At 67.5% G+C, this 22,699-nt stretch carries 21 protein-coding genes; 6 read left to right on the plus strand and 15 right to left on the minus strand.

Annotated elements, in window-relative coordinates; all coding sequences use genetic code 11:
- Positions 1-143: 143 nt before the first annotated feature.
- From CXR42_RS16400 to CXR42_RS16435, 8 genes are all read right to left on the minus strand, one after another.
- Positions 144-1,049 carry a DMT family transporter gene (locus CXR42_RS16400; RefSeq protein WP_103258679.1) on the minus strand — a complete coding sequence of 302 codons (906 nt, stop codon included), beginning with the start codon at positions 1,047-1,049 and terminating at the stop codon, positions 144-146.
- 124 nt (positions 1,050-1,173) lie between these two features.
- Positions 1,174-2,088, minus strand: coding sequence for a 2-hydroxyacid dehydrogenase (locus tag CXR42_RS16405; RefSeq protein ID WP_103258680.1), 915 nt, complete (start codon positions 2,086-2,088; stop codon positions 1,174-1,176).
- A 172-nt stretch (positions 2,089-2,260) separates the two neighbouring features.
- Complete coding sequence (locus CXR42_RS16410) at positions 2,261-2,881, minus strand: DUF1345 domain-containing protein (protein WP_103258681.1); 621 nt, start codon at positions 2,879-2,881, stop codon at positions 2,261-2,263.
- Complete coding sequence (rodA, locus tag CXR42_RS16415) at positions 2,882-4,021, minus strand: rod shape-determining protein RodA (protein WP_103258682.1); 1,140 nt, start codon at positions 4,019-4,021, stop codon at positions 2,882-2,884.
- A 13-nt stretch (positions 4,022-4,034) separates the two neighbouring features.
- Complete coding sequence (mrdA, locus tag CXR42_RS16420) at positions 4,035-5,981, minus strand: penicillin-binding protein 2 (RefSeq protein ID WP_103258683.1); 1,947 nt, start codon at positions 5,979-5,981, stop codon at positions 4,035-4,037.
- Positions 5,978-6,517, minus strand: a complete 540-nt coding sequence (locus tag CXR42_RS16425; RefSeq protein WP_103258684.1) for a rod shape-determining protein MreD — start codon at positions 6,515-6,517, stop codon at positions 5,978-5,980. The genes mrdA and CXR42_RS16425 overlap by 4 nt, the downstream gene beginning before the upstream one ends.
- Positions 6,510-7,505: a rod shape-determining protein MreC gene (mreC, locus tag CXR42_RS16430; protein ID WP_103258685.1), complete on the minus strand. Its 996-nt coding sequence runs from the start codon at positions 7,503-7,505 to the stop codon at positions 6,510-6,512. Before mreC ends, CXR42_RS16425 begins: the two co-directional genes overlap by 8 nt.
- A 31-nt stretch (positions 7,506-7,536) precedes the next feature.
- Positions 7,537-8,574 (minus strand): rod shape-determining protein, encoded by a 1,038-nt coding sequence (locus CXR42_RS16435; RefSeq protein ID WP_103258686.1) that lies wholly within the window; start codon positions 8,572-8,574, stop codon positions 7,537-7,539.
- A gap of 235 nt (positions 8,575-8,809) precedes the next feature.
- Here CXR42_RS16435 and CXR42_RS16440 point away from each other — a divergent pair, with 235 nt between their 5' ends.
- Both CXR42_RS16440 and CXR42_RS16445 read left to right on the plus strand, forming a co-directional pair.
- Positions 8,810-9,565, plus strand: coding sequence for an SDR family NAD(P)-dependent oxidoreductase (locus CXR42_RS16440; protein ID WP_219727962.1), 756 nt, complete (start codon positions 8,810-8,812; stop codon positions 9,563-9,565).
- The gene (locus CXR42_RS16445) at positions 9,562-10,296 is read left to right on the plus strand and encodes a hypothetical protein (RefSeq protein WP_103258687.1); all 735 of its coding nucleotides are present in this window, start codon (positions 9,562-9,564) and stop codon (positions 10,294-10,296) included. Before CXR42_RS16440 ends, CXR42_RS16445 begins: the two co-directional genes overlap by 4 nt.
- On the opposite strand, the gene CXR42_RS16450 is transcribed toward CXR42_RS16445, so the two are convergent.
- Positions 10,293-10,487: a DUF1127 domain-containing protein gene (locus CXR42_RS16450; RefSeq protein WP_180996092.1), complete on the minus strand. Its 195-nt coding sequence runs from the start codon at positions 10,485-10,487 to the stop codon at positions 10,293-10,295. The two genes, CXR42_RS16445 and CXR42_RS16450, sit on opposite strands and share 4 nt — an antisense overlap.
- 94 nt (positions 10,488-10,581) lie before the next feature.
- Here CXR42_RS16450 and CXR42_RS16455 point away from each other — a divergent pair, with 94 nt between their 5' ends.
- Positions 10,582-11,481 carry a LysR family transcriptional regulator gene (locus CXR42_RS16455; protein WP_103258689.1) on the plus strand — a complete coding sequence of 300 codons (900 nt, stop codon included), beginning with the start codon at positions 10,582-10,584 and terminating at the stop codon, positions 11,479-11,481.
- A gap of 8 nt (positions 11,482-11,489) precedes the next feature.
- On the opposite strand, the gene CXR42_RS16460 is transcribed toward CXR42_RS16455, so the two are convergent.
- Both CXR42_RS16460 and CXR42_RS16465 read right to left on the minus strand, forming a co-directional pair.
- A complete protein-coding gene (locus CXR42_RS16460) occupies positions 11,490-12,041 on the minus strand; it encodes a DUF305 domain-containing protein (protein WP_103258690.1) in 552 nt (183 codons plus the stop codon).
- A 165-nt stretch (positions 12,042-12,206) separates the two neighbouring features.
- Positions 12,207-13,772, minus strand: a complete 1,566-nt coding sequence (locus CXR42_RS16465; RefSeq protein ID WP_103258691.1) for a 2-isopropylmalate synthase — start codon at positions 13,770-13,772, stop codon at positions 12,207-12,209.
- Between the two features lie 389 nt (positions 13,773-14,161).
- Between CXR42_RS16465 and CXR42_RS16470 the strand changes: the two genes are divergently transcribed.
- Entirely contained in the window at positions 14,162-14,821 is a 660-nt protein-coding gene (locus CXR42_RS16470; RefSeq protein WP_103258912.1) for an SDR family oxidoreductase, read from the plus strand.
- Entirely contained in the window at positions 14,815-16,338 is a 1,524-nt protein-coding gene (locus CXR42_RS16475) for a cryptochrome/photolyase family protein (protein ID WP_103258692.1), read from the plus strand. Before CXR42_RS16470 ends, CXR42_RS16475 begins: the two co-directional genes overlap by 7 nt.
- A gap of 348 nt (positions 16,339-16,686) precedes the next feature.
- Here the strand turns inward: CXR42_RS16475 and CXR42_RS16480 are convergent, their stop codons facing one another.
- A complete protein-coding gene (locus tag CXR42_RS16480) occupies positions 16,687-17,082 on the minus strand; it encodes a hypothetical protein (protein WP_103258693.1) in 396 nt (131 codons plus the stop codon).
- Entirely contained in the window at positions 17,075-18,733 is a 1,659-nt protein-coding gene (locus CXR42_RS16485) for an NAD+ synthase (RefSeq protein ID WP_103258694.1), read from the minus strand. The genes CXR42_RS16480 and CXR42_RS16485 overlap by 8 nt, the downstream gene beginning before the upstream one ends.
- A 263-nt stretch (positions 18,734-18,996) precedes the next feature.
- Here CXR42_RS16485 and CXR42_RS16490 point away from each other — a divergent pair, with 263 nt between their 5' ends.
- On the plus strand, positions 18,997-20,463 hold the full coding sequence (locus tag CXR42_RS16490) for an MORN repeat-containing protein (RefSeq protein ID WP_103258695.1): 1,467 nt from the start codon (positions 18,997-18,999) through the stop codon (positions 20,461-20,463).
- Positions 20,464-20,655: 192 nt separating this feature from the next.
- Here CXR42_RS16490 and CXR42_RS16495 read toward each other — a convergent pair whose 3' ends face one another.
- Positions 20,656-21,603: a 1-phosphofructokinase family hexose kinase gene (locus tag CXR42_RS16495; RefSeq protein ID WP_103258696.1), complete on the minus strand. Its 948-nt coding sequence runs from the start codon at positions 21,601-21,603 to the stop codon at positions 20,656-20,658.
- A gap of 137 nt (positions 21,604-21,740) precedes the next feature.
- Positions 21,741-22,673: an MBL fold metallo-hydrolase gene (locus tag CXR42_RS16500; protein WP_103258697.1), complete on the minus strand. Its 933-nt coding sequence runs from the start codon at positions 22,671-22,673 to the stop codon at positions 21,741-21,743.
- Positions 22,674-22,699: the final 26 nt, after the last annotated feature.

Genomic DNA, 22,699 nt, shown 5'->3' on the forward strand with positions numbered 1-22,699 from the left:
GCGCCCGTTGGCAGGCAAACTGCCTGCAGCGCCCCGCCGAACTCGGGCTTGCGCGGCCAGCAGGGGCCGCTTTCCGTATCCTGCGGTTCTGGCCGCATCCGATGATCTCCCCGTCACGAAGGCAATCGGCCCCGTGAATTTGATCATTCATTCACAGGTCGGGGCGCTTTCGCAACCCCTGTCGCCAATTGCGCCCGCGTCCCCATCACGGCGTTCAGCGCGACCGCGACCAGCAGGACCCCGCCGCCGACGAAGGTGGCGGTGCTGGCCGTTTCGCCCAGGGCCAGGAAGACCCAGAGCGGGCCAAGCAGGACCTCGATCAGCGACAAGAGTGTCAGTTCGGCTGCCGGGATCACCTTGCTGCCCAGCGTGTACATGACCATGCCCAGGGCCAGGATCAGCGCGCCGATCGTCAGCGACACGCCCATGTCCCAGGCCGAGGCGACGACCGGCTCGCCCCGCGCGGCCAGGACCGCACCCGCCACCAGGACGGAGAACACGCCCCCCAGCATCGAGACGGGTAGCATCTCGCCCACCTTGCCCCAGCGCAGGGCCACCGAAAAGGCGCCGAACCCCACCGCCGAGAGCAGCGCCGCGATGTTGCCGGCCAGCGCCCCCAGCGCCAGCCCTTCGCGCACCATCAGGTACATGCCGAACACAGCCAGGGCGATGGCGGCCCAGGTCCAGGGGCGGACCTTCTCGCCCAGGATGATCCAGCCCAGGATCGCCGCGACGAAGGGCGAGGCGGTGAAGAGGAATACCGCATTGGCAATGGTCGTGGTCTGGATCGCATAGATCGCGCCGGCAAAGGCAAAGACCAGGCCGAAACCGCCGATGGCACCGGCCAGTCCGACTTGACGGATCTGCCGCAGCGGCTGGCCGCCCGAGGTCCACCAGACGAAGGCCAGCAGGACCGGCACCATCCCGACCGAGCGCCAGAACAGGATCTGCCAGACCGATGCCGCCTCGATCTGGCGCAGGCCAAGTCCCATCAGCGACCACAGCGTCCCCGCCGCCAGGACCAGCGCCACCCCTTGTCCGTACCGCATCGCCGCACCTCGCTTTGCGGTAGTGCTGGCATGGCGCGGCGGGGCTGGCTGTCTTGTTCGCGACAGGTTGGGGCGGGGGACGGCTCCTCCGGTCGGCTGCGCCTCGGTCCTCGCAGGCGGCGGGTCAATAGCCGCGCTGGCGGTCGACGAGGTGCAGGAACGGCTCGCCCGCCTCGCCCCGGCGGATGTTCTCGGCCAGCACGCGGGCGGCGGAACTGGCGCGGGTGTCGGCGGCGATGTGGGGGGTGACGGTCACCTGCGGGTGCGACCAGAACGGGTGGTCCGGGGGCAGGGGTTCGATGCGAAAGACGTCCAGTGTGGCGTGGCCGATGTGGCCCCGGTCCAGCGCGGCCAACAGCGCGGCATCGTCGATCAGCGCCCCACGGCCGGGGTTCAGGATCACCGCCCCCCGGGGCAGCAGGGCCAGCCGGTCGGCGTTCAGAAGGTTCTCGGTCTCGGCCGTCCGGGGCAGGAGGGTGACCAGCACCTGCGCCGTCGCCAGCGCCTGCCGCAGCCCGTCCTCGCCATGCAGGCAGCCGGGCTTGGCGGTGCGGCTCCACCCTGTCACCGGAAAGTTCAGCCCCCGCAACGCCGCCGCGCAGGCGGTGCCGAGCGCCCCCATCCCAAGGAGCGTCACCGGCCGCTCCCGCGCCAGCGGCGGGCAGGTCGGGTCCCAGACATGGCCGGGGTTCACGATATGGCGGTCCATCCCCAGGTGGTGGCGCAGGGTGTGGCCGACCACCCATTCCACCATCCCCTCGGTCAGGCCGGGGTCCACCATCCGGCACAGGGGCTGGATCAGCGTGGGGTTGCCCACCACCCGCTCGACCCCCGCCCACAGGCTGAGGACCGCCTTCGTCCGGGTATAGGGGGTGAAATCCTGCAGGGGAGAGGAGGGGGCGTAGACGATGTAATCGACCTGATCGGGGGCGGCTTCGGTCACCACGTCCCCGGCCAGCCCGGCCTCGGCGAGGGCCTGGGGCAGGGCCTCGCGGTATTCGGGCCAGAGCGAGGGGGCGGCGAAAAGGATGGTCGGCATGGGGTGGGCCTTTATGTGTCCACGGTGGACAGGCTTCGGTTGGCAGGCGATTTCAACAGCTTGGCCGCGGGCGTTAACCGTTTGTCAAGGCTTTCCCCCGCGCGCCCCTCGGTCCACCGGGCGCGGAATTCGTACGAATTCCGGTCCCATTTCCGTTCGGAAATCGCCGGCCCTAGAGGCCCACGGTCAGCACGGCATTCACCGCCAGCGCCAGGATGCAGGTGTTGTAGAAGAACGAGGCGACAGCATGGACCAGCACCGCCTGCCGCATCGCCCGGGTCTGGACCTGCACATCCGAGACCTGGGCGGTCATGCCGATGGTGAAGCTGGCATAGAGGAAGTCCAGTGCCTCGGGCTCGCCCAGGCCGGGAAAGACCATGCCGGGCTGCGCACCGCGATAGTGCAGATGCGCATAGTGCAGCGCGGCCAGCACATGCAGCGCGGCCCAGCCCAGGGGCAGGCCGATCAGCGCGCCGATCTGGGCGCGGCCACCGGACCCGGCATTCAGGACCACGGCGATGGCCGTCAGGCTGGCCAGCACCGCCAGGGCTGTCAGGAACAGGATCAGCGCCACGCCTTCGTCCGCCGCGGCGGCGTGGCGGCGCAATTCGGCCGCCGTCAGGCTGCGGATGCGCAGCGCCATCAGGCCAAGATACAAGACGAAGAACGCGTTGACCCCGGACAACAGCGCAAAGGCCGGCGACAGGCCCTGCACCCAGGCGACAAAGGCGATCAGCGCCCCCAAGGCGAAGGCGGCCAGAAAGCGGCCGTGCCGGGGGTGAAAGCGGATCATCTAGCGCGGCCGATGGACATGGGCGCTTTGCACCAGGCCAAAGCCGACCAGCAGCACCAGCATCGCCGACCCGCCATAGGACAGAAGCGGCAGCGGCACGCCGACCACGGGCGCCATGCCCATCACCATCGACAGGTTCACGGCGATGTAGAAGAAGAAGTTCGCCGCTACGCCAACGATCAGCAGCGCCGAGAACCGGTCGCGGTTGCGGAAGGCCGCCACCAGGCAAAAGCCGATGATCAGCGCATACAGCACCAGCAGCGAGAAGGCGCCGACAAAGCCGAACTCCTCGGCCAGGGTGGTGAAGATGAAGTCGGTGTGCTTTTCCGGCAGGAAGTTCAGCCGCGACTGCGTGCCCTGCATGTAGCCCTTGCCGCTCCACCCGCCCGAGCCAAGGGCGATCTGCGCCTGGATGATGTTGTAGCCCGCCCCCAGGGGATCGGCGCCGGGGTTCAGAAAGGTGTCGATCCGGGTGTATTGATAGTCATGCAGGAACTGCCAGGGCGTTCCGCGCAGGGTAAAGACGCCGACGATGACCGCCACCACCAGCGCCAGGACCCCCCCGAAGTACCACAGCGAAACCCCGGCCGCGAACATCACCGCCGCCCCGGCCAGAAGCAGCATCAGCGAGGTGCCCAGGTTCGGCTGCATCAGGACCAGCACCGTGGGCGCAACGGTCAGCAGGACCGGGATCAGCACATACAGCGGCCGCGAGATGCGCTTTGGGTCCAGCCAGTCGTAATAGGCCGCCAGCATCATCACGAGGCTGAACTTCATCATCTCGGACGGCTGGAACTGCATGAACCCCAGGTTGATCCAGCGCTGGGCGCCCATGTTGGTCTCGCCCATGAACTCGACCAGGATCAGAAGCAGGAAGGCGACCAGATAGGCGATCCCGGCCATGTTGCGCCAGAACCAGATCGGGATCATGGCGATGATGAACATCAGCACCAGCCCCGCGCCAAAGACCTGGGCCTGGCGCTTGGCCCAGACGTCGAATTCGCCCCCGGCGATGGAGTGCAGCATCAGGATGCCGACCGAGGCAACTGCCGTCAGCAGCACCACCAGCGGCCAGTTGAGGTACAGCACCTTGCGCAACCCGACCGGGGCCTGCTTGACGCGATATTCCAGAAAGCTCATCGCCGCGCCCCCGTCAGGTCTGGGTCTTGACCGGGACCATGCCGGTCACCGGGTCGCGCAGGGGCAGTTCTTTCAACATGCTTTCGATCCGGCCGCGCTGGCTGGAAGGATAGGCCTCCAGCGACGGCAACCCGTCCGAGAGGGCGCGCAGGATCACGTCGCGGGCGATGGGCGCCGCGGCGGTCGAGCCGCCGCCGCCGTGTTCCACCACGACCGAGATCGCATAGCGCGGCGCGTCATAGGGGGCGTAGCCGACGAACAGCGCATGGTCGCGCCGGTTCCAGGGCAGCTGGTCGTTCGAGATCACCCCGGCCTCGCGTTCGGCCGCGGTGATGTTGCGCACCTGGCTGGTGCCGGTCTTGCCGGCCATGATCAGCGTCGGATCGACGATCCGGCTGGACTTGGCGGTGCCCTGTTCGCCGTTCACCACCTCGTACATGCCAAGGTGGATGCCATCGAGAAACTCTTGCGTCAGGCCCAGCGGCGCGGCCTCGGGGGCTGGCAGTTCCTTCTCGTTCACCATGCGGATCAGCCGAGGCAGCACCGCCCGGCCCGAGGCCAGCCGCGCCGTCATCACCGCCAGTTGCAGGGGCGAGGACAGGACATAGCCCTGCCCGATCGAGGCGTTGATCGTGTCGCCGATCCGCCAGTCCTGCTTGTGGCGTTCCAGCTTCCACTGCTTGTTCGGCATGATGCCTTCGGTGATCGCCGACATCGGGATCTCGTAACGCTGGCCCAGGCCCAGGCGGCGGCCCATCTCGGCGATCTTGTCGATGCCGACCTTCTGCGCGATGTCGTAATAATAGACGTCGCAGCTTTCCGACAGCGACCGCACCAACCCGACCGAACCGTGCCCGCCCCGCTTCCAGCAATGGAACCGCCGGCCGCCGTATTCGATATAGCCCGGGCAGCGGACGCGGGTTTCCGGGGTGATCACCCCCGCCTCCAGCGCGGCCAGCGCGGTGACCATCTTGAAGGTGGACCCCGGCGGATAGGCGCCCGAGACGGTCTTGTTGGCCAGGGGGCGGTGGTCGTCCTCCATCAGGACGTTGTAATCGCTGTGGCTGATCCCGCGCACGAAAAGGTTCGGGTCAAAGGACGGGGCCGAGGCGCAGCAGATGATGTCGCCGTTCGTCACATCCATCACCACGACGGCGGCGCTTTCCTCGCCCAGGCGGGCCTGGGCAAAGTTCTGCACGTCGGCGTCGATCGTCAGGCGGATGTCGGCGCCGGCCTCGCCTTCCTGGCGCTCAAGCTCGCGCATGACGCGGCCGGCCGAGTTCACCTCGATCCGCTTGGTCCCGGCGGCACCGCGCAGGGTGTCCTCCATCCACTTTTCCACGCCGATCTTGCCGATCTGGAACTTGGGGATGCGTAGCAGAGGGTCGGGGGTGGCCAGCCCCTCCAGGTCCTTGTCGCTGACCGGGCCGACATAGCCGACGACATGGGCGAAATCGGTGTCCAGCGGGTATTGCCGCGACAGGCCCACCTCGGGTGTGACACCGGGCAGGGCGGGGGCGTTCAGCGCGACCTTGGAGAAATCCTGCCAGCTTAGCCGTTCGGCCACGGTGACGGGGACGAAGGCGGACAGGCTTTTCACCTCTTCGATGGCGCTGTCCAACTCCTCGGCGGTCATCGGGATCACGTTGGCCAGCCGGCGCAGGACCAGTTCGGCATCCCCCGCCGCCTCACGCGTGATGATCACGCGATAGTTCTGTTCGTTGTCGGCGATCAGCTTGCCGTTGCGGTCGCGGATCAGTCCGCGATCCGGCGGGATCAGGCGGATCGAGATCCGGTTCTCTTCGGCCAGGAGCTTGAACTCGTCGGCCTGTTCGACCTGCAGATAGCGCATCCGCGCGCCCAGGACGGCGACCATCGCGCCCATCGCCCCGCCCAGCAACAGCGTGCGCCGGTTCAGGGTGCGGTTCGATTCCTCGGTATCGCGGGGATTGCGTCTCACAGCCGTCTCCCGAAATCGTCGATTTCGCCCATGGCGGGCTTCTTCAGGTCGAAGACCAGCCGCGACAGGCCCACGACCAGCGGATAAAGCCCAATGGACCACAAGACCTGCACGATGGCAAAGCCGAAGGGCGGTTGCGGCACGAAGGCCAGGCCCAGGGCCAGCCGATAGGTCAGCATCATCCCCAGCATCACGCCCGAGACCAGCATCCATTCGACGACGAAGTTCAACTCGCGCGTCAGGATGATACGGCCGCGCAGGAATTCCGTCGCAAGGACAACGATGGCGGTCCAAAGGCCGGGGGGGCGCAGCAGGATCAGGTCCTCGACCAGGATCACCCCGGCGATCAGCGGCATTGGCAGGAAGTCGGGCCGCCGCACGATCCAGGCCAGGATCAGGCAGATCAGCAGGTCCGGCCCCGGCAAGGCGCCGGTCGAATGCGAAAGCGGCAGAAGCCGCATGAACAGCAGGATCAGCGCCAGCCCCAGGAACAGCGCGCGAAAGATCCAGTGCGTCTGGCGCCAGAAGTCAGCCATCGCCGCCCTCTGCCCCTTCGGCCGCGCCGGACCCGGCCGCCTCGACATTGCCGCCCTCGGTGTCGGTGGGCGGCGCGCCGGCCGCCGCCTCTGCCGTCGCGGCCGAGGCATCGGGCGAGGGCGGCAGGACCGGCGGCGCGATCAGCCCACCGGGATCGGTGATCGGCTCCAACTCGTGGCTGCGCAGCACGCGCAGGAACTCAAGCCGCTGGTAATCGGCCGCCAGCACCACGCGCAACCGCTTGTCGGTGCCAAGGGCGACCTGCCCGACCAGAAGGCCAGCCGGAAACACCCCGCCATCGCCCGAGGTGACGACCCGGTCGCCGGGGCGCACTTCGTCGGTATCCTCGATGAACTCCAGGGGCGGCAGGGGGCTGTTGTCGCCCGACAGGATCGCCTTTTGCCCCGAAGGCTGGACGGTGACGGGAATCCGGCTGTTGGTGTCGGTGACCAGGATCACGCGGGCGGTGCGCTCGCCCACGCCGGAAATCCGGCCGACGACGCCGATCCCGTCCATCGTGGCCCAGCCGTCGCGGATGCCGTCACGCGCGCCCACGTTCAGCAGGACCGATTGCCGGAACGGGCTGCCGCTGTCGGCCATCACCACGCCGGTGACATGGGTGAACTTCGGGTCCAGCCGCACCTTGTTCAGGTCCAGAAGGCGGGCGTTCTTCTGTTCCAATTGCAGGGCGGCCTCTTTCCAGGCCTCCATCTTGCGCAATTCCTCGCGCAGCTCGCGGTTCTGCTCCAAGAGTTGCGCATAGGACTGGAAGTTGCCCAGCACATCCGTCGCCCAGGTCACCGGCGCCATGGCCCAGGTCATTGACGGCACGACCGCATCGATCAGCGCGGCGCGAAACCGCTCGACCCGGGGCGAGTCGATGCGCCACAAAAGGAACAGGCCCAGCAGAAGCAGCACCGCGATGCCGACCAACAGGCGGCGCAGCGGGCGCTGGAACTCTTCGGGTCCGATGCGGGTCTTGGCCACGGGATTCAGCCTTCCCTTCCGGGCAAGCGCCTCAGGTGTCGTAGTCGATCACATGCCGAAGCTGTTTCTCGTATTCCAGAGCTTTCCCGGTCCCCAGCGCAACACAATTCAGTGACTCGTTGGCGACGCTGATCGAGAGCCCGGTCTGTTCACGCAAGCTGAGGTCGAGTTCCCCCAGAAGCGCGCCGCCCCCGGTCAGCATCACGCCCCGATCAACGATATCGGCGGCCAGGTCCGGCGGGGTGGCTTCCAGTGCCTGCATCACCGCGTCGCAGATCTGCTGCACGGGTTCGGCCAGGGCTTCCGCGACCTGGGCCTGGTTGATCTCGGTTTCCTTCGGGACGCCGTTCAGCAGGTCGCGGCCGCGAATGGTCATCGACTGGCCGCGCCCGTCGTCGGGCATCCGGGCCGTGCCGATGGAGGTCTTGATCCGCTCGGCCGTGGATTCACCGATGAGCAGGTTCTGGTGCCGGCGCAGGTAGGAGACGATCGCCTCGTCCATCCGATCACCGCCGACGCGGACCGACCGCGCATAGACGATATCGCCCAGGGACAGGACCGCGACTTCGGTGGTGCCGCCGCCGATGTCGACGACCATATTGCCGGTCGGTTCGGTGATCGGCATCCCCGCCCCGATGGCCGCCGCGATGGGTTCGGCGATCAGGCCGGCGCGCTTGGCGCCAGCGGAGAGGACCGACTGCCGGATCGCCCGCTTTTCCACCGGGGTCGCGCCATGCGGGACGCAGACGATGATCTTGGGTTTCGAGATGGTGGACCGCTTGTGAACCTTGCGGATGAAATGCTTGATCATCTCTTCCGCCGCTTCGAAGTCGGCGATGACGCCGTCGCGCATGGGGCGGATCGCCTCGATCGTGCCGGGGGTGCGGCCCAGCATCAGCTTGGCATCCTCACCCACCGCCAGGACCTGCTTCTTGCCGTCCTTGTTGTGGTAGGCCACCACCGAGGGTTCGTTCAGGACGATTCCCTTGCCCCGGATGTAAACCAACGTGTTCGCAGTGCCGAGGTCGATGGCCATGTCCGACGAGAAGAGGGCCGGGAAAAGCGACATGCTGGTTCCTTCACGGTGAAATACGGAAGCGCCCGACTCGGGCAGGGTCCCGTCGGGGCGCCTTCTTATAAGGGCGGTGGACGCAAAAGGGAAAGCCCCGCGGGCGGCAATCTGCTCACTTCCGCGTGCCTGCGGGAATCGAACCTATCCACAGGCCCAGGTGGGGCATGACAGCGGGTTTCTTGCACTTATACGATGTGGCAGTCTGACAGCGCGAGATCAGGAAGGAACGGACATGGCGGGCGTGGCGGGCAGGGTGGCGCTGGTGACCGGCGCGGGCAGCGCGGGGGGAATCGGTTTCGCCATCGCGCAGGCTTTGGCGGCGGCGGGCGCAAGGGTCGCGGTGACGGCCACGACGGCCCGTATCCATGACCGCGCGGCGGCGCTGGGCGGGGTCGGCCATGTCGCCGACCTGACCGATCCGGCCGAGGTCGCAGGCCTCTTCGCCGCGGTCGAGGCGGCGCTGGGGCCGGTCGAGATCCTGGTCAACAACGCCGGCATGGTGCAGTCCGGCCGCGACGTCGACCGCGCGCAGCTTGCGGGGTGGAGCGATCAGGCCTGGGCGCACCATATGGCGCTGAACATCAACACCACCTTCCACTGCTGCCGCGCCGCCCTGCCGGGCATGGCCGCGCGGGGGCACGGCCGGATCGTCAACATCTCCAGCGTCACCGGCCCGGTCGTGACCATCGACGGCAGTTCCGCCTATGCCACGGCCAAGGCGGCGGTCACCGGCATGACCCGCTCCATCGCGCTGGAGTATGGGCGGCAGGGGATCACCTGCAACGCCATCCTGCCCGGGTGGATCGCCACCGAAAGCTCATCCCCCGACGAGATCGCCGCCGGCACCCGCACCCCCGCCGGCCGCCCCGGCACACCCCAGGAGGTGGCGGCTTGCGCGCGGTTCCTTGCGTCGGACGAGGCATCTTATGTCACGGGCGCAATGCTGGTTGTGGACGGCGGCAATACGCTGCAAGAGATGAAAGGATGACCGATCCCTCCTTCCTTCCCGGCGTCCCGGCCGATGCCATCCAGGCCGCCCTTGGCCGCCTTCCCGGCAGCGACCTGGACAGCCCCGACTCCTCCGCCGCCCTGGTGGCGAATACCTTCGGCTGGTTCCTGACCCGGCCGCGCCTGCTGTTGCCCCTGCCCGGCGTGCCGATGGGCCTGCCCGAAACGGTCGAGCTTGGGGTCGAGATGCAACTGCCGATGCGCGGCACCCGGCATCCCCGGCTGGACGCCGTCGTGACCACGCCGACGACGCTGGTCGGGATCGCGTCGAAACGCTATCAGCCCTTCCGCCCGGCCAAGACCGTGGCCTTTACCGAACCTTTCGATGCCCGCGACTGGGGCCCCGGCATGTCGCGGTTTGGCGCGTTGCGTAAGGCGCTGACGACGGGCACTCAGACCTATCGCCACCTTGACGCCGTGACCCTGGTGAAACAGGCCTACGCCCTGCGCACCCAAGGCCTCAAACGCGCGCGGGGGGCGGTGCTGGTCTACCTGCACGCCGAGCCGCAGACCTGGGCCAGCGGCAAGCCCGTCGACCCCAAGGCCATCATCCGCCACCGGACCGAGGTTGCCAGTTTCGCCCGCGCGGTAAAGGGCGACGACGTGACCTTTGTGGCGCTAACCTGGGCCGAGCTTCTGGCGCAGTGGGCCAAGACCCCCGCGCTGGTCGCGCATACCGCAGCAGTGAAGGGCTGGTTCGGCGGGCTTTAGGCCCGCACCTGGCAGCCCTCACACACCACCGCGCCGCGGGCGCCTGTGGCGCGGGCTTCGGCCTCACCCGTGACCCGCGCGCGAAGGGCCTCGCGCTCAAGGCCCATGTCGGCCAGAAGCCGATCATCCAGCCCAGATAGCTGGACCAACGCGCCTTCGGTCGCCCACCACTCTTTCAGTTTGCTCCACATGATTGCCTCCTTCTTTCGCTGTCCCCTTTTGCCACGCCAGGCTTTCTGCGATAATCGGACATTATATGCACGGGCCATGAAGCAGGGCTAAGGAATGCGGGGCAGCGATTACAGCGAACTTCGTGCCTTTGCCGCCGTGGTGCGGCACGGCAGCTTTGCCCGTGCGGCGCAGCATCTTGGGGTTTCGCCCTCGGCCCTGTCGCAGACCATCCGCGCGTTGGAGGATCGGCTGGGCCAGCGCCTCTTGAACCGCACGACGCGCAGCGTGGCCGCGACTGTGGCAGGGCAGGCTCTGGCCGAACGGCTGTTGCCGGTGCTGGACGATCTTCAGGGCGTGGTCGATGCGGCCTTTGCGGCGGCGGGCCAGGTCTCGGGCCCGCTGCGCCTGAACGTGGTGCGGGTGGCTGTGCCGCTCTTGGCGCAGCTTTTGCCCGGCTTCCTGACCCGACACCCGCGCGTGACCGTGCAGGTCGAGGCCAGCGATGCGCTGGTCGATATCGTGGCCCAGGGCTATGACGCCGGCATCCGTCTGGCCGAGCGGCTGGAGGGCGACATGATCGCCGTGCCCTTTGGCGGCCCCCTGCGGATGGCGGTCGTCGCCGCGCCCGCCTATCTGGCAAGCCGGGACGCCCCCCGGCACCCCCGCGATCTGGAGGGACACGACTGTCTGGTCTCGCTCGCGCCGTCCACCGGCACGCCTTACCGCTGGGAGTTGGAAAAGGACGGGGTAGAGTTGCGCATCCCCGTCACCGGCCGCCTGATCGGGTCTGACCTGCGGCTGCGGTTGGCCGCCTGTCTGGCGGGTCTGGGGATCGGCTATTTCTTTGAAACCGAGGTCGAAGAGCAGATCGCGGCCGGCCGTCTGGTCCGGCTTCTGGACGATTGGACCCCGCCGTTCCCCGGTTGCTACCTGTACTATCCCAGCCGCCGGAACCAGTCGCCGCCGCTGGCGGCCTTCATCGCGTTCCTGCGCGGCGACCCGTCCGAAAGGTAGGGCGCCCCTTATTCCAAGACCTGCCGCGCCTCTTCGGCCATCTCGGGCGTCAGCTCGGCCGGACGTGGCGGAAGGTCCGCCGCGCCGCGCTTGCCGTTGGTGTCGATGTCGTTCAGCAGCAGTCGCATTTCCTCGATTTCGGTCACTTGCGACTCGATGATCTTGTCCGCCAGTTCGCGCACGCGCGGGTCGCTGATGCTGGCCTTGCGGGCGTTGTTGATGGCGATGGAATGGTGCGGGATCATCGACCGCATGAAGGACTGGTCGTCTATCAGCGCCTGGCTGCGGTTGACAGCCAGAAGGGCGATGGCCCCCAGGATGCCGGCCGCCAGGACGATGACCTTGGTGGCAGTGCCCTTGTACATCGGCCACATGAAGCCCAGCATGATGACGACCATCACGCAGCCCATGACCAGCGAGGCAACCAGCCGGTTCACGCTGAAGTACACGTGGTCCCATTCGTAGACGAGTTGATACATCAGGACGACCATGACGGCGGTCGAGGTCAGGATCATCGCGGCAAAGCGCCCCCAACCCATGCCCTGGTTCTGGTGGTCCATGGCAGATCCCTCCTGTGTGCAGCAGGGGGGCAACCCGGCAAGGGGGCGTCAGGTTCCCGGTCTGGCGGCGCGGGTTGGTTAACGATCTCCGAACGCCCACAGGCAAGAGGTTGATTTCATTGCCAGCGCCCCGGCTGTCCGGTGTGGACAGCCGGGGGCCTTTGCCTATTCGCCGTGATAGGAGACGGTCTTCACATCCTCGCCCGGCGCGGTTTTCTGCCGGCGGATGATGAGGCGGTTCAGGGCGTTGATATAGGCCCTGGTCGAGGCGACGATCGTGTCGGTATCGGCCGACGAGCCGGTGACGATCCGCCCGTCCTCCTCCAGCCGGACGCTGACCGTGGCCTGGGCGTCGGTCCCCTCGGTCACCGCATGGACCTGATAGACCTGCAGGCGGGCCTTGTGGGGGAAGAGCATCTTCACGCAGTTGAAGGCCGCATCGACAGGGCCGTCGCCGGTCGCGTCGATGTGGTGATCCTTGCCGTCGATGGTCAGGATCATGTCGGCCTCTTGCGGGCCTTCGGTGCCGCAGACGACGCGCAGCTTCTTCAGCTGGAGGAATTCGTAGGCGTCGTTGGTCTGCTCGTCGCTGACGAGCGCGATCAGGTCGTCGTCGTAGACTTCTTTCTTGCGGTCGGCCAGCGCCTTGAAGCGGACGAAAACGTCGTTCAGCTGGTTGTCGGCAAGGTCGAAGCCCAGTTCGTTCAGCTTGGCCCGCAAGGCGGCGCGGCCGGAGTGCTTGCCCAAGGGCAGCGAGGTGCCCGAGAGGCCGACATCTTCGGGGCGCATCACCTCGAACGTCTCGCGGTTCTTCAGCATGCCGTCCTGATGGATGCCGCTTTCATGCGCGAAGGCGTTCTTGCCGACGATGGCCTTGTTGAACTGGACGGCAAAGCCCGAGACGGTGGCGACGCGACGGGACAGGCCCATGATCTTGGTGGTGTCGATGCCGGTGCGGAAGGGCAGGATGTCGTTGCGGACCTTCATCGCCATCACGACCTCTTCCAGGGCCGTGTTCCCGGCGCGTTCGCCAAGGCCGTTGATCGTGCATTCGATCTGCCGGGCCCCGGCTTCGACGGCGGCGAGGGAGTTCGCCGTCGCCATGCCAAGGTCGTTGTGGCAGTGGGTGGCGAAGATGACCTGGTCGGCACCGGGGACGCGTTCCAGGAGCATGCGGATGATCTGGGCCGACTCCATCGGGTAGGTGTAGCCGACGGTATCGGGGATGTTGATCGTCGTCGCCCCGGCCTTGATCGCGATTTCCACGACGCGGCAGAGGTAGTCGTGTTCGGTCCGGGTCGCGTCCATCGGAGACCACTGCACGTTGTCGCAGAGGTTGCGGGCGTGGGTGACCGTCTCGTGGATCCGCTCGGCCATCTGGTCCATGTCCAGGTTCGGGATCGCGCGGTGCAGGGGCGAGGTGCCGATGAAGGTGTGGATGCGGGGGGATTTCGCGTGGCGAACGGCCTCCCAGCAGCGGTCGATGTCCTTGAAGTTCGCGCGGGCGAGGCCGCAGATCGTGCTGTTCTTCGCGCGCTTCGCGATTTCCGACACGGCGGCGAAGTCGCCTTCCGAGGCGATGGGGAACCCCGCCTCGATGATGTCGACGCCCATCTCGTCAAGGAGGCCGGCGATCTCCAGCTTTTCCTCATGGGTCATGGTGGCGCCGGGCGATTGTTCGCCGTCGCGGAGTGTCGTGTCGAAGATGACGACGCGGTCTTGTTGGGTCATGGGTCTGGTCCTTTGGTCTTAGCTGCGGTGCGTCTGGGCGCTGGTCACCTCTGAGCGGTCGCGCCCGGGGGCACGCTCAGAGGCGGCTAAGAAGGAGAAGGCCAAGGGGCAGCGCGAGGCTGGCGGCCCCGGCGGTGGAGTGGATGTGGCGTCCCTTGGTCATGGGCCGGACTATACGGCGGAATCGCCGGAAGGGAAGGGGGATTTTCTTGAGCGGGGTGCCGTCCTTGGGGGCATCGAGCCCCCGCGGACGGCGCTGCCGGGGGATGATCCTGCGGCGGTTGCGCGGGTTTTCGGTGCGGAGCCTCCGGCGGGGATATTTGCAGAAGAGAAAGCATGGGCGCGGGTCGGGCGGGCGCTATCTGTCGGGAAAAGCGAAGGAGCTGGTCTTGCGGGCATTGGTTGTGGGGGCGTCGGGCGGGATCGGCGCGGCCTTGGGTGCAGCCTTGCGGAGGCGGGGCGAGGTGGTGGGGCTGTCGCGGTCGGGCGATGGGCTGGACGTGACGGATGAGGCCTCGGTCGCGCGGGTCTTTGGGGCGCTGGAGGGGCCCTTCGATCTGGTGCTGGTGGCGACCGGGGCACTGGCGCCGGAGGGGCGGGGGCCGGAGAAATCGCTGCGGGCCTTGGATGCGGGGCAGTTGGCGGCGCAGTTCGCGCTGAACGCCGCAGGGCCGGCGCTGGTCCTGAAGCATGCGCTGCGGCTGATGCCGCGCGAGGGGCGATCGGTTTTTGCGGCACTTTCGGCGCGGGTGGGGTCAATCGGGGACAATGCGCTGGGGGGCTGGTATTCCTATCGCGCCTCGAAGGCGGCGCTGAACCAGTTGGTCCACACGGCGGCGATCGAGGTGGCGCGCAGTCACCGCGAGGCGATCTGCGTGACGCTGCATCCGGGCACGGTGGACACCGGCTTTGGCGCGGAGTTCCACAAGGGGCGCGAGACGGTGACGCCCGAGGCGGCGGCGGGCAATCTTTTGCGGGTGCTGGACGGGCTGACGGTGGCCGACACGGGCGGGTTCTTCGACTGGTCTGGGGCGCGGGTGCCGTGGTGAGGCTGGTTCTTGTCCTTGGCGACCAGCTGACCCCCGACATCGCGGCGCTGAAAGCGGCAGACAAGGCGCGCGACGTGGTGGTCATGGCCGAGGTGATGGGCGAGGGGGCCAGCGTTCCGCACCATCCCCAGAAGATCGCGTTGATCCTGGCGGCGATGCGGAAATTCGCGGCCGGGCTGGAGGCCGAGGGCTGGCGGGTCGCCTATTCGCGGCTGGACGACCCCGGGAACGCGCAGACGATCCCGGGCGAATTGTTGCGGCGGGCCGCTGAGTTCGGCGCGTCGGAGGTGCTGGCCACCAAGCCGGGCGAGTGGCGGCTCTTGCGCGACCTGGAGGCATTGCCGGTGCCGGTGCGGGTGCTGGAGGATGACCGGTTCCTGTGTTCCGAGGCCGAGTTCGCCGCCTGGGCCGAGGGGCGCAAGCAGTTGCGGATGGAGTGGTTCTATCGCGAGATGCGGCGAAAGACCGGTCTCTTGATGGAGGGGGGCCAGCCCGTCGGCGGGCAGTGGAACTTCGACCACGACAACCGCAAGCCTGCCAAGTCCGATCTGCTGCGGCCTCGGCCCCGCGATTTCGCGCCGGATGCGGTGGTGGAGGAAGTTCTGGCCCTGGTGGCGGCGCGGTTTGCCCATTTCGGGCGGTTGCGGCCGTTTCGCTGGGCGACGGATCGGGCGGGGGCGTTGGCGGCGCTGCGCGAGTTTGTCGAGGAGCGGTTGCCCCGGTTCGGCGAAGAGCAGGATGCGATGCTGGAGGGGGAGGGGTTCCTTTCCCATGCGGTGATCTCTCCGTATCTGAACATCGGGCTTCTGGGGCCTATGGAGGTTTGCCTTGCCGTGGAGGCGGCTTGGAAGGCGGGGCGGGTGCCGATCCAGGCAGCAGAGGGGTTCATCCGGCAGGTGATCGGCTGGCGGGAATATGTGCGGGGGATCTGGGCGCTGAAGGGGCCGGCCTATCTGGAGGGGAACGCGCTGGGGCATTCCCGGGCGTTGCCAGGGGTGTATTGGGGCGCGGAGACGGGGATGGCCTGCATGAGGGCCGCCGTGGGGCAGACCCGGGACCTGGCCTATGCGCACCACATTCAGCGGTTGATGGTGACAGGGAACTTTGCGCTGCTGGCGGGGGCGGACCCGGGGCAGGTGCATGAGTGGTATCTGTCGGTCTATGTCGATGCCTTCGAATGGGTGGAGGCGCCGAATACGCTGGGGATGAGCCAGTTCGCGGATGGGGGGCTTCTGGGGTCGAAGCCCTATGTCTCGAGCGGGGCCTATATCGACCGGATGTCGGACCATTGCGGGGCGTGCCGGTACCGGGTGAAGGAAAAGGTCGGGGACAGGGCCTGTCCGTTCAACCTGCTGTACTGGCACTTCCTGGACCGCCACCGGGATAGGTTCCGGGCGAACCCACGGATGGCGCAGATGTACCGGGTTTGGGACGCGATGGCCGAGGGGCACCGGAACGCGGTGCTGGCCGGGGCTGAGGCGGTGCTGGCGCGGTTGGAGGCGGGCGAGGTGGTGTAAGCGGGAGAGGTGGGCGGATCGCCCACCCTACGCCCGGATTGCCCGGTACGTCGTGGTCTTGGCTGCAGTCTGGTGCCCGCGTCCGGTGGCGGCGTCCTTGCGTCCGAGGCATGGACACAGGGAAGATAGGCGCCACCCCGCGACAGGGAGGTGGCCCGGCTGCGGGGGCGGGGATGACTGTTGGTGCGGTCGATCCAAGCGCGGACGTTCGGCCGTCTGTTCGCAGCCAATCTGCACCCCAAACCGAGGCTGGTAGCGACGCTTGGGCGGACATTTCCGTTCAGGCCCTGGTAAAGTGCGGGCCAGCCTCTCCGCCCGCGCGGGCGTAAGGTGGGCGATACGCCCACCTTACCGTTGGAAGCCCGCGACCGGGTGGCCGAGGCTGCGCAGGCGGGGGCGCAGGGTCAGGCGGTCGATCCAGTCCTGCATCTCGGCGGTCGGTTCGCAGGCAAGCAGCACCTCGTCCAGATCGGCGGCGGCGCGGAGGGCGGCCATCTCGGGCCAGGCCATGGCGAGGTCGTGGTGGCCGATCCAGGCCGCGGCATCGGCATAGCGGACGACGGCCCAGGCGGTCGTCTGGTCGGAACAGTGGAACCGGTAGCTTAGCACCCCCGGGTCCCCCTGGTCGCGCACCCGCGCCGCAAGGGCCGTCGCCGCCGAAGCGAACGCCTGCGCATCGCGCAGGCTATAGCGGTTGACGACGACGATCTCGGCCGAAGCGTCAGCCGCCGAAGCCTCAGCCATTGTCGCGCCAGCGGTTCGCGATGGGGTAGCGGCGGTCAAGCCAGAACGACTTTTGCGTCAGCCGGACCCCGGGGGCGGACTGGAAGCGCTTGTATTCGGCCAGGTAAAGCAGGTGTTCCACCTTCTTCACGGTCGCATGGTCGAAGCCCTGGGCCACGATCTCGGCCACGGACAGGTCCTTTTCCACCAGTCCTTCCAGGATCGCGTCCAGCACTTCGTAGGGCGGCAGGCTGTCCTGGTCGGTCTGGTTCGCGCGCAGCTCGGCCGAGGGGGGCTTGTCGATGATCCGCTGGGGGATCACCTCGCCGGCGGGGCCTTTCATCCAGGGGCGGTGGTGTTCGTTGCGCCAGCGGGCGGTCAGGAACATGCGGGTCTTGTACATGTCCTTGACCGGGTTGTAGCCGCCGTTCATGTCGCCGTAGATCGTGCAGTAGCCCACCGCCATCTCGGACTTGTTGCCGGTGGTCAGGAGCATCTCGCCGAACTTGTTCGAGAGCGCCATCAGAAGCAGGCCGCGCAGGCGGGACTGGATGTTCTCCTCGGTGATCCCGGGTTCGGTGCCGGCAAAGAGCGGGCCCAGCGCCGCCCCCACGGCGGCTTGCGCGCCGGTGATCGGGACCGTGTCCAGCCGGCAGCCAAGCGCACGGGCGGCGGCGGTGGCATCTTCCAGCGAATGGGCGCTGGTGAATTCGCTGGGCAGCATCACGCAGCGCACATTCTCGGGTCCCAGGGCATCCACGGCCATGGCGGCGACGATGGCGCTGTCGATCCCGCCGGAAAGGCCCAGCACCGCCTTGCGGAAGCCGGTCTTGCGCATGTAGTCGCCCAGGCCCAGGACGCAGGCGCGATAGTCCGCCTCGCCGATCGGGGGGATTTCGTGGATCTCGCCCGGGTCGGCCTGCCAGCCATCGGCGGTGCGGCGGAAGGTGACCATCACCTCGGCCTCGTCGAATTGCGGCAGCTGCGCGGCCAGCCGTCCGCCGGGGTTCAGCACCATTGAGGAGCCGTCAAAGACCTGGTCATCCTGGCCGCCGACCATGTTCAGGTAGACCAGAGGCAGGCCGGTTTCGACCACGCGCGAGACCATGAGGTTCAGCCGCAGGTTCGGCTTGCCGCGATGATAAGGACTGCCGTTCGGGATCAGCAGGATCTCGGCCCCGGTCTCGGCCAGGGTTTCGGCCACGTCCGGGTGCCAGGCGTCCTCGCAGATCGGCGTGCCGATGCGGACGCCGTTGATGACATAGGGCCCATGCACATCGGCCGAGGCAAAGACGCGCTTTTCGTCAAAGACCGCGTCGTTCGGCAGGTGGTGCTTGAGGACCCGGGCATGGACCTTGCCGCCCTGCAAGACGTAGTAGCCGTTGTAAAGCCTGCCGCCCAGGCGCACTGGCCCGCCGATGCCAAGCGCCGGGCCATCGGCACAGTCGGCGGCCAGCGCCTCGACCGCGCGGATGGCGTCGGTGACGAAGGCGGGTTTCAGGATCAGGTCCTGGGTCTGGTAGCCGGTGACGAACATCTCGGTCAGGGCGACCATGTCGGCCTTGGCGGCGCGACCGGCCTGCCAGGCGGCATGCGCGCGGGCGATATTCCCGGGGATGTCGCCCACCACCGGGTTCAACTGCGCCAGCATCATCTTGAACGTATCGGTCATGCGAGAGCCTCCGTTCCTGTCCTTGTAGGACGGGATCGTCGGGGATGGAACCGCTCGTCGATGACTTCGTCACTCCTCGCTGACGGCGACGGCGCACCATTTCAGCAAAAGGAGTCGGCGGGTATGGCACTGTGCGCAATGAGGTGGCCTTTGCGCGCGGGTGCGCCCCGACGAGGAGACGAAGTCGAACGAGGAGGTGCCCGCGCTTGTCACCCCAGTGCGGCCCCCTTACGCTGCCCGGCAAACTGTTCGGGGATTCGTCCATGCGTCGCCTTGTCGTTCTCGTGTCCCTGCTTGCCCTGCCCGCCCTTGTCCTGCCCGCGCTTGCCCAGGACGGCGATATCGTCACCAAGCAGTATGACGACGGCTCGGTCTATGAAGGCACCTTCTTGAACGGCCGGCAGCACGGGATGGGGACGTACCGGCTGCCCTCGGGCTTTGAATACAGCGGCGAGTGGGTCGAGGGCGAGATTACCGGGGTCGGCACCGCCCGTTATCCGAACGGGTCGATCTACGAGGGCGCCTTCGTGAAGGGCCAGCCCGAGGGCAAGGGCCGGATCACCGCGCCGGACGGGCGGACTTATGAGGGCGACTGGGTTCAGGGCCAGATGACCGGGCAGGGCGTGGCCCGCTATGCCAATGGGGCGGTCTATGAGGGCGGCTTCGTACGCGGTCAGCATGACGGGCAGGGCAAGCAGACCAACCCCTCGGGCTATACCTATGAGGGCGGCTGGGTCCTGGGCGTCAAGGAAGGCACGGGCAAGATCACCTATCCAGATGGCGCGACCTATGAGGGCACGCTGGCGGCCGGCCAGCGGTCCGGCAAGGGCAAGCTGACAATGCCGGACGGTCTGGTCTATGAGGGGGATTGGGCCGAGGGTCAGATCAACGGCCAGGGCCGGTTGGTGCAGCCCAATGGCGATGTCTATGAGGGCGCCTTCGTCAACGGCCAGCGCGAGGGGCGCGGGGTGCTGACGCACAAGAGCGGCGATCTCTATGACGGCCAGTGGCAGAAGGACCGCCGCCACGGGCAGGGCACATTCACTGCCGCGGACGGGTTCAAATACGAGGGCACCTGGGTCGAGGGCCGGATGGAGGGCACCGGTTCGATCACCTATCCCGACGGGTCGGTCTATATCGGGGCGATGCTGGCGGATCAGCCGCATGGGCAGGGGGCGATCACTTATCCCGATGGCACGACCTATCAGGGCAACTGGGACAAGGGCCTGATCGCCGGGCAGGGCCGGGCCAGCTATGCCGGTGGCCGGGTTTATGAGGGCGCTTTCCGCAATGCCCGCCCGCAGGGCGTGGGGGTGATGACCTATCCCGACGGCTATCGCTATGAGGGCGACTGGCTGGACGGCCAGCGCGAGGGCCTGGGTGCCGCGGTCTATCCCGACGGCAGCCTGTACAAGGGCGGGTTCAAGGCCGGGCTGCGCCATGGCGAAGGCGAGTTCTCGACGACCGAAGGCTTCCGCTATGTCGGCCAGTGGGTGGCCGGGCAGATGGAGGGTCAGGGCACGGCAACCTATCCGGGTGGCGAGGTCTATGTGGGCCAGTTCAAGGCCGGCCGGCGCGAAGGGCAGGGCGAGATGACCTATCCGTCGGGCGAGGTGGCGGCGGGGATCTGGCAGAATGGGATTCTGACGGCACCACCGGAAGGGACGCCTGAAGCGCCCGCCGATGCGACGGCACCGGCGGAAGGGGCACCGGCCGAAGCCGCGCCCTGATCGGCCAGTGCGGTGGGGTAACGGCCAACCTGGTGCTGGGTCTGGACGTGCTTGGTGTCTCCGCGATGTCTTTTCACGACCCGGTGCTGCATGAGAGCGGAGCGAGTCTGGACCTGCGCCTTTTGGGATGCGGTGGTGGGGCTGCGGCATTGGTAGGGTGGGGTTGAACCCCACCCTACGCTGCCGATGCGTCTAGACGGACGTGACGGCGCATTCCGGCAGCAGGCGCATCACATCCTCGGGGCGGCACAGCTGGGTGGCATCGGTCGTGACGGCGGCGGAGGCGGCGGCAGAGCCGAGGGCCAGCGCCTCGGCATGGGATTGGCCGCGCGAGAGCGCCAGGACGAAGGCTGCGACGAAGCTGTCGCCGGCGCCGACGGTGGATTTCACCCGCACCCTGGCCGCCTTGGAAAAGAGCCGCTGGTCGGCGTCAGCCAGCACGTTGCCTTCGGCGCCGCGGGCGATGATGACGATTTTCGCCACGCCCTTGTGAACCAGCGACTGCGCGAATTCGGCGGTGTCCGACAGCGTGGGGAGTGGCTTGCCGGCAAGCTCTTCGCCCTCGGGGCCGTCCATGCGCAGGACTTCAAGGCCGGGGATCGGATGGCGCACTGCCTCGGTCAGGGTGGCGCCGGAGGTGTCGAGGACGACGCGGCTTTCGGGCATCGAGGCGGCTAGCTGGGCGGGGAAGTCGACGGGCACGCCGGGGGGCTGGCTGCCGGAGATCACCGAAAGGCCGCCGGGTCGGGCGGTGGCGCGCAGGAGGGTAAAGACGCGGGCGCGTTCCGCCTCGCCCCAGACCGGGCCGGGGAGCATGAAGCGGTACTGCTTGCCAGTCGTCGCCTCGTTCACGGTCAGCGATTGGCGCGTCTCGCCGGGGCCGAGGATGGAGAGGAACGTGACCCCTTCGCCCCGGATCAATCCGGCAAGGCGGTCGCCGGTCAGCCCGCCGATGGCAACGAGGGCGAGACTGTCGCCGCCCAGGGCCTTGATCGCGCGACTGACGTTCAGACCGCCGCCGCCGGGGTCCAGAAGCGGTTCGGCGCAGCGCAGCTTGTGGCCGGGGATCAGCTCGTGCACCTCGGTCGCCATGTCGAGCGCGGGGTTGAGCGTCAGGGTCAGGATCGGGGCTTGGGTCATGCGGCACCTGTTCGTGTTACCGCTATCATAAGCCCTTTGCGCCGGAATGGAACTGCCCCCGACGCTGATGGCCGGGGGCAAAAATCTTGATCAAGATTCTAGACAAATTCCTAGCTTAAGGAATTTGGGTCCGGGGATCAGCCGTTCAGCAGAAGCTGGTAGCTGGCCGGGACGTAGCGGAAGCCGTCGCCCATCGCCTCGACATAGCCGACGCCCGGGAAGGGCATGTGGTAGCCGATGAAGGGGATGCGGTCGGCCGCGATCTGGCCGAATACGGCCTTGCGGGTCGCTGCGGCAGCGGCCTTGTCCCGGTCAAAGCGCACCTCCCAGTCCGGCCGTTGCAGCGACCAGACATAGTGGTTCGCGGTGTCAGCGGTGACCATCAGGCGCTGGCCGTTGGATTCGATCTGGTAGACCATGTGGCCGGGCGAGTGGCCAAATGCAGCCATTGCGGTGATCCCCGATACCGGGCTGCCGCCGTCGTCGAGGAAGGTGAAGCGGTCGTTCAGCGGGGCGACGTTCTTCAGGAAGCCTTCGTCGCCAGCTTCGGTGGCGGCGTTATGCTCGACCGAGCCGGTCACGTAACGCGCGTTGGCATAGGTCGGCGTGGTGCCATCCGCGCCCATCAAGCCGCCGATATGGTCGCCGTGCATGTGGGTGATGACCACGACATCCACCATGTCGGGCGTCATGCCGGCCGCAGTCAGGGCGGCCAGGGTGCCCTCGGCTGAAAGGCCGGTGTCGAACAGCACGAGCTCGGCCCCGGTATTGACTACGGTGGGGGTGAAGAAGTTCTGGGTCATGTCGGCGGGGATGAAGTTCGCGGCCGAGAGGGCGGCGAAATCCTCGGGCGAGGCATTGGTGCCGAAGGTTTCCTGCGGCTTGTCGCCAGCGCGGGTGCCTGCGAGGAGGGTGGTCACCTCGAACCCGCCCAGCTTGAAGCGGTTCCAGGGCGCGAAGCCCGAACCTTGCATGGTTTCCTGCGCGCGAACGGCCTGGGGCAGGAAAGTTGCGGCAAGGGGAATGGTGGCACCGGCGATAAGCGCCTGACGGCGGGACAGGGTGGTCATGTATCCTCCTGTGGGTTGTGGTGCAG

The organism is Tabrizicola aquatica (genome assembly GCF_002900975.1).
Taxonomy (GTDB): domain Bacteria; phylum Pseudomonadota; class Alphaproteobacteria; order Rhodobacterales; family Rhodobacteraceae; genus Tabrizicola; species Tabrizicola aquatica.

Excerpts from the sequence above, each read along its gene's own strand:
- CXR42_RS16500 (WP_103258697.1), bottom strand. The coding sequence starts at position 22,673 with ATGACCACCCTGTCCCGCCGTCAGGCGCTTATCGCCGGTGCCACCATT.
- CXR42_RS16410 (WP_103258681.1), bottom strand. The coding sequence starts at position 2,881 with ATGATCCGCTTTCACCCCCGGCACGGCCGCTTTCTGGCCGCCTTCGCC.
- CXR42_RS16455 (WP_103258689.1), top strand. The coding sequence starts at position 10,582 with ATGCGGGGCAGCGATTACAGCGAACTTCGTGCCTTTGCCGCCGTGGTG.
- CXR42_RS16460 (WP_103258690.1), bottom strand. The coding sequence starts at position 12,041 with ATGGACCACCAGAACCAGGGCATGGGTTGGGGGCGCTTTGCCGCGATG.
- CXR42_RS16450 (WP_180996092.1), bottom strand. The coding sequence starts at position 10,487 with ATGTGGAGCAAACTGAAAGAGTGGTGGGCGACCGAAGGCGCGTTGGTC.
- CXR42_RS16485 (WP_103258694.1), bottom strand. The coding sequence starts at position 18,733 with ATGACCGATACGTTCAAGATGATGCTGGCGCAGTTGAACCCGGTGGTG.
- CXR42_RS16465 (WP_103258691.1), bottom strand. The coding sequence starts at position 13,772 with ATGACCCAACAAGACCGCGTCGTCATCTTCGACACGACACTCCGCGAC.
- CXR42_RS16495 (WP_103258696.1), bottom strand. The coding sequence starts at position 21,603 with ATGACCCAAGCCCCGATCCTGACCCTGACGCTCAACCCCGCGCTCGAC.
- CXR42_RS16405 (WP_103258680.1), bottom strand. The coding sequence starts at position 2,088 with ATGCCGACCATCCTTTTCGCCGCCCCCTCGCTCTGGCCCGAATACCGC.
- CXR42_RS16480 (WP_103258693.1), bottom strand. The coding sequence starts at position 17,082 with ATGGCTGAGGCTTCGGCGGCTGACGCTTCGGCCGAGATCGTCGTCGTC.
- CXR42_RS16435 (WP_103258686.1), bottom strand. The coding sequence starts at position 8,574 with ATGTCGCTTTTCCCGGCCCTCTTCTCGTCGGACATGGCCATCGACCTC.
- CXR42_RS16425 (WP_103258684.1), bottom strand. The coding sequence starts at position 6,517 with ATGGCTGACTTCTGGCGCCAGACGCACTGGATCTTTCGCGCGCTGTTC.
- CXR42_RS16400 (WP_103258679.1), bottom strand. The coding sequence starts at position 1,049 with ATGCGGTACGGACAAGGGGTGGCGCTGGTCCTGGCGGCGGGGACGCTG.
- CXR42_RS16440 (WP_219727962.1), top strand. The coding sequence starts at position 8,810 with ATGGCGGGCGTGGCGGGCAGGGTGGCGCTGGTGACCGGCGCGGGCAGC.
- CXR42_RS16490 (WP_103258695.1), top strand. The coding sequence starts at position 18,997 with ATGCGTCGCCTTGTCGTTCTCGTGTCCCTGCTTGCCCTGCCCGCCCTT.
- CXR42_RS16445 (WP_103258687.1), top strand. The coding sequence starts at position 9,562 with ATGACCGATCCCTCCTTCCTTCCCGGCGTCCCGGCCGATGCCATCCAG.
- rodA (WP_103258682.1), bottom strand. The coding sequence starts at position 4,021 with ATGAGCTTTCTGGAATATCGCGTCAAGCAGGCCCCGGTCGGGTTGCGC.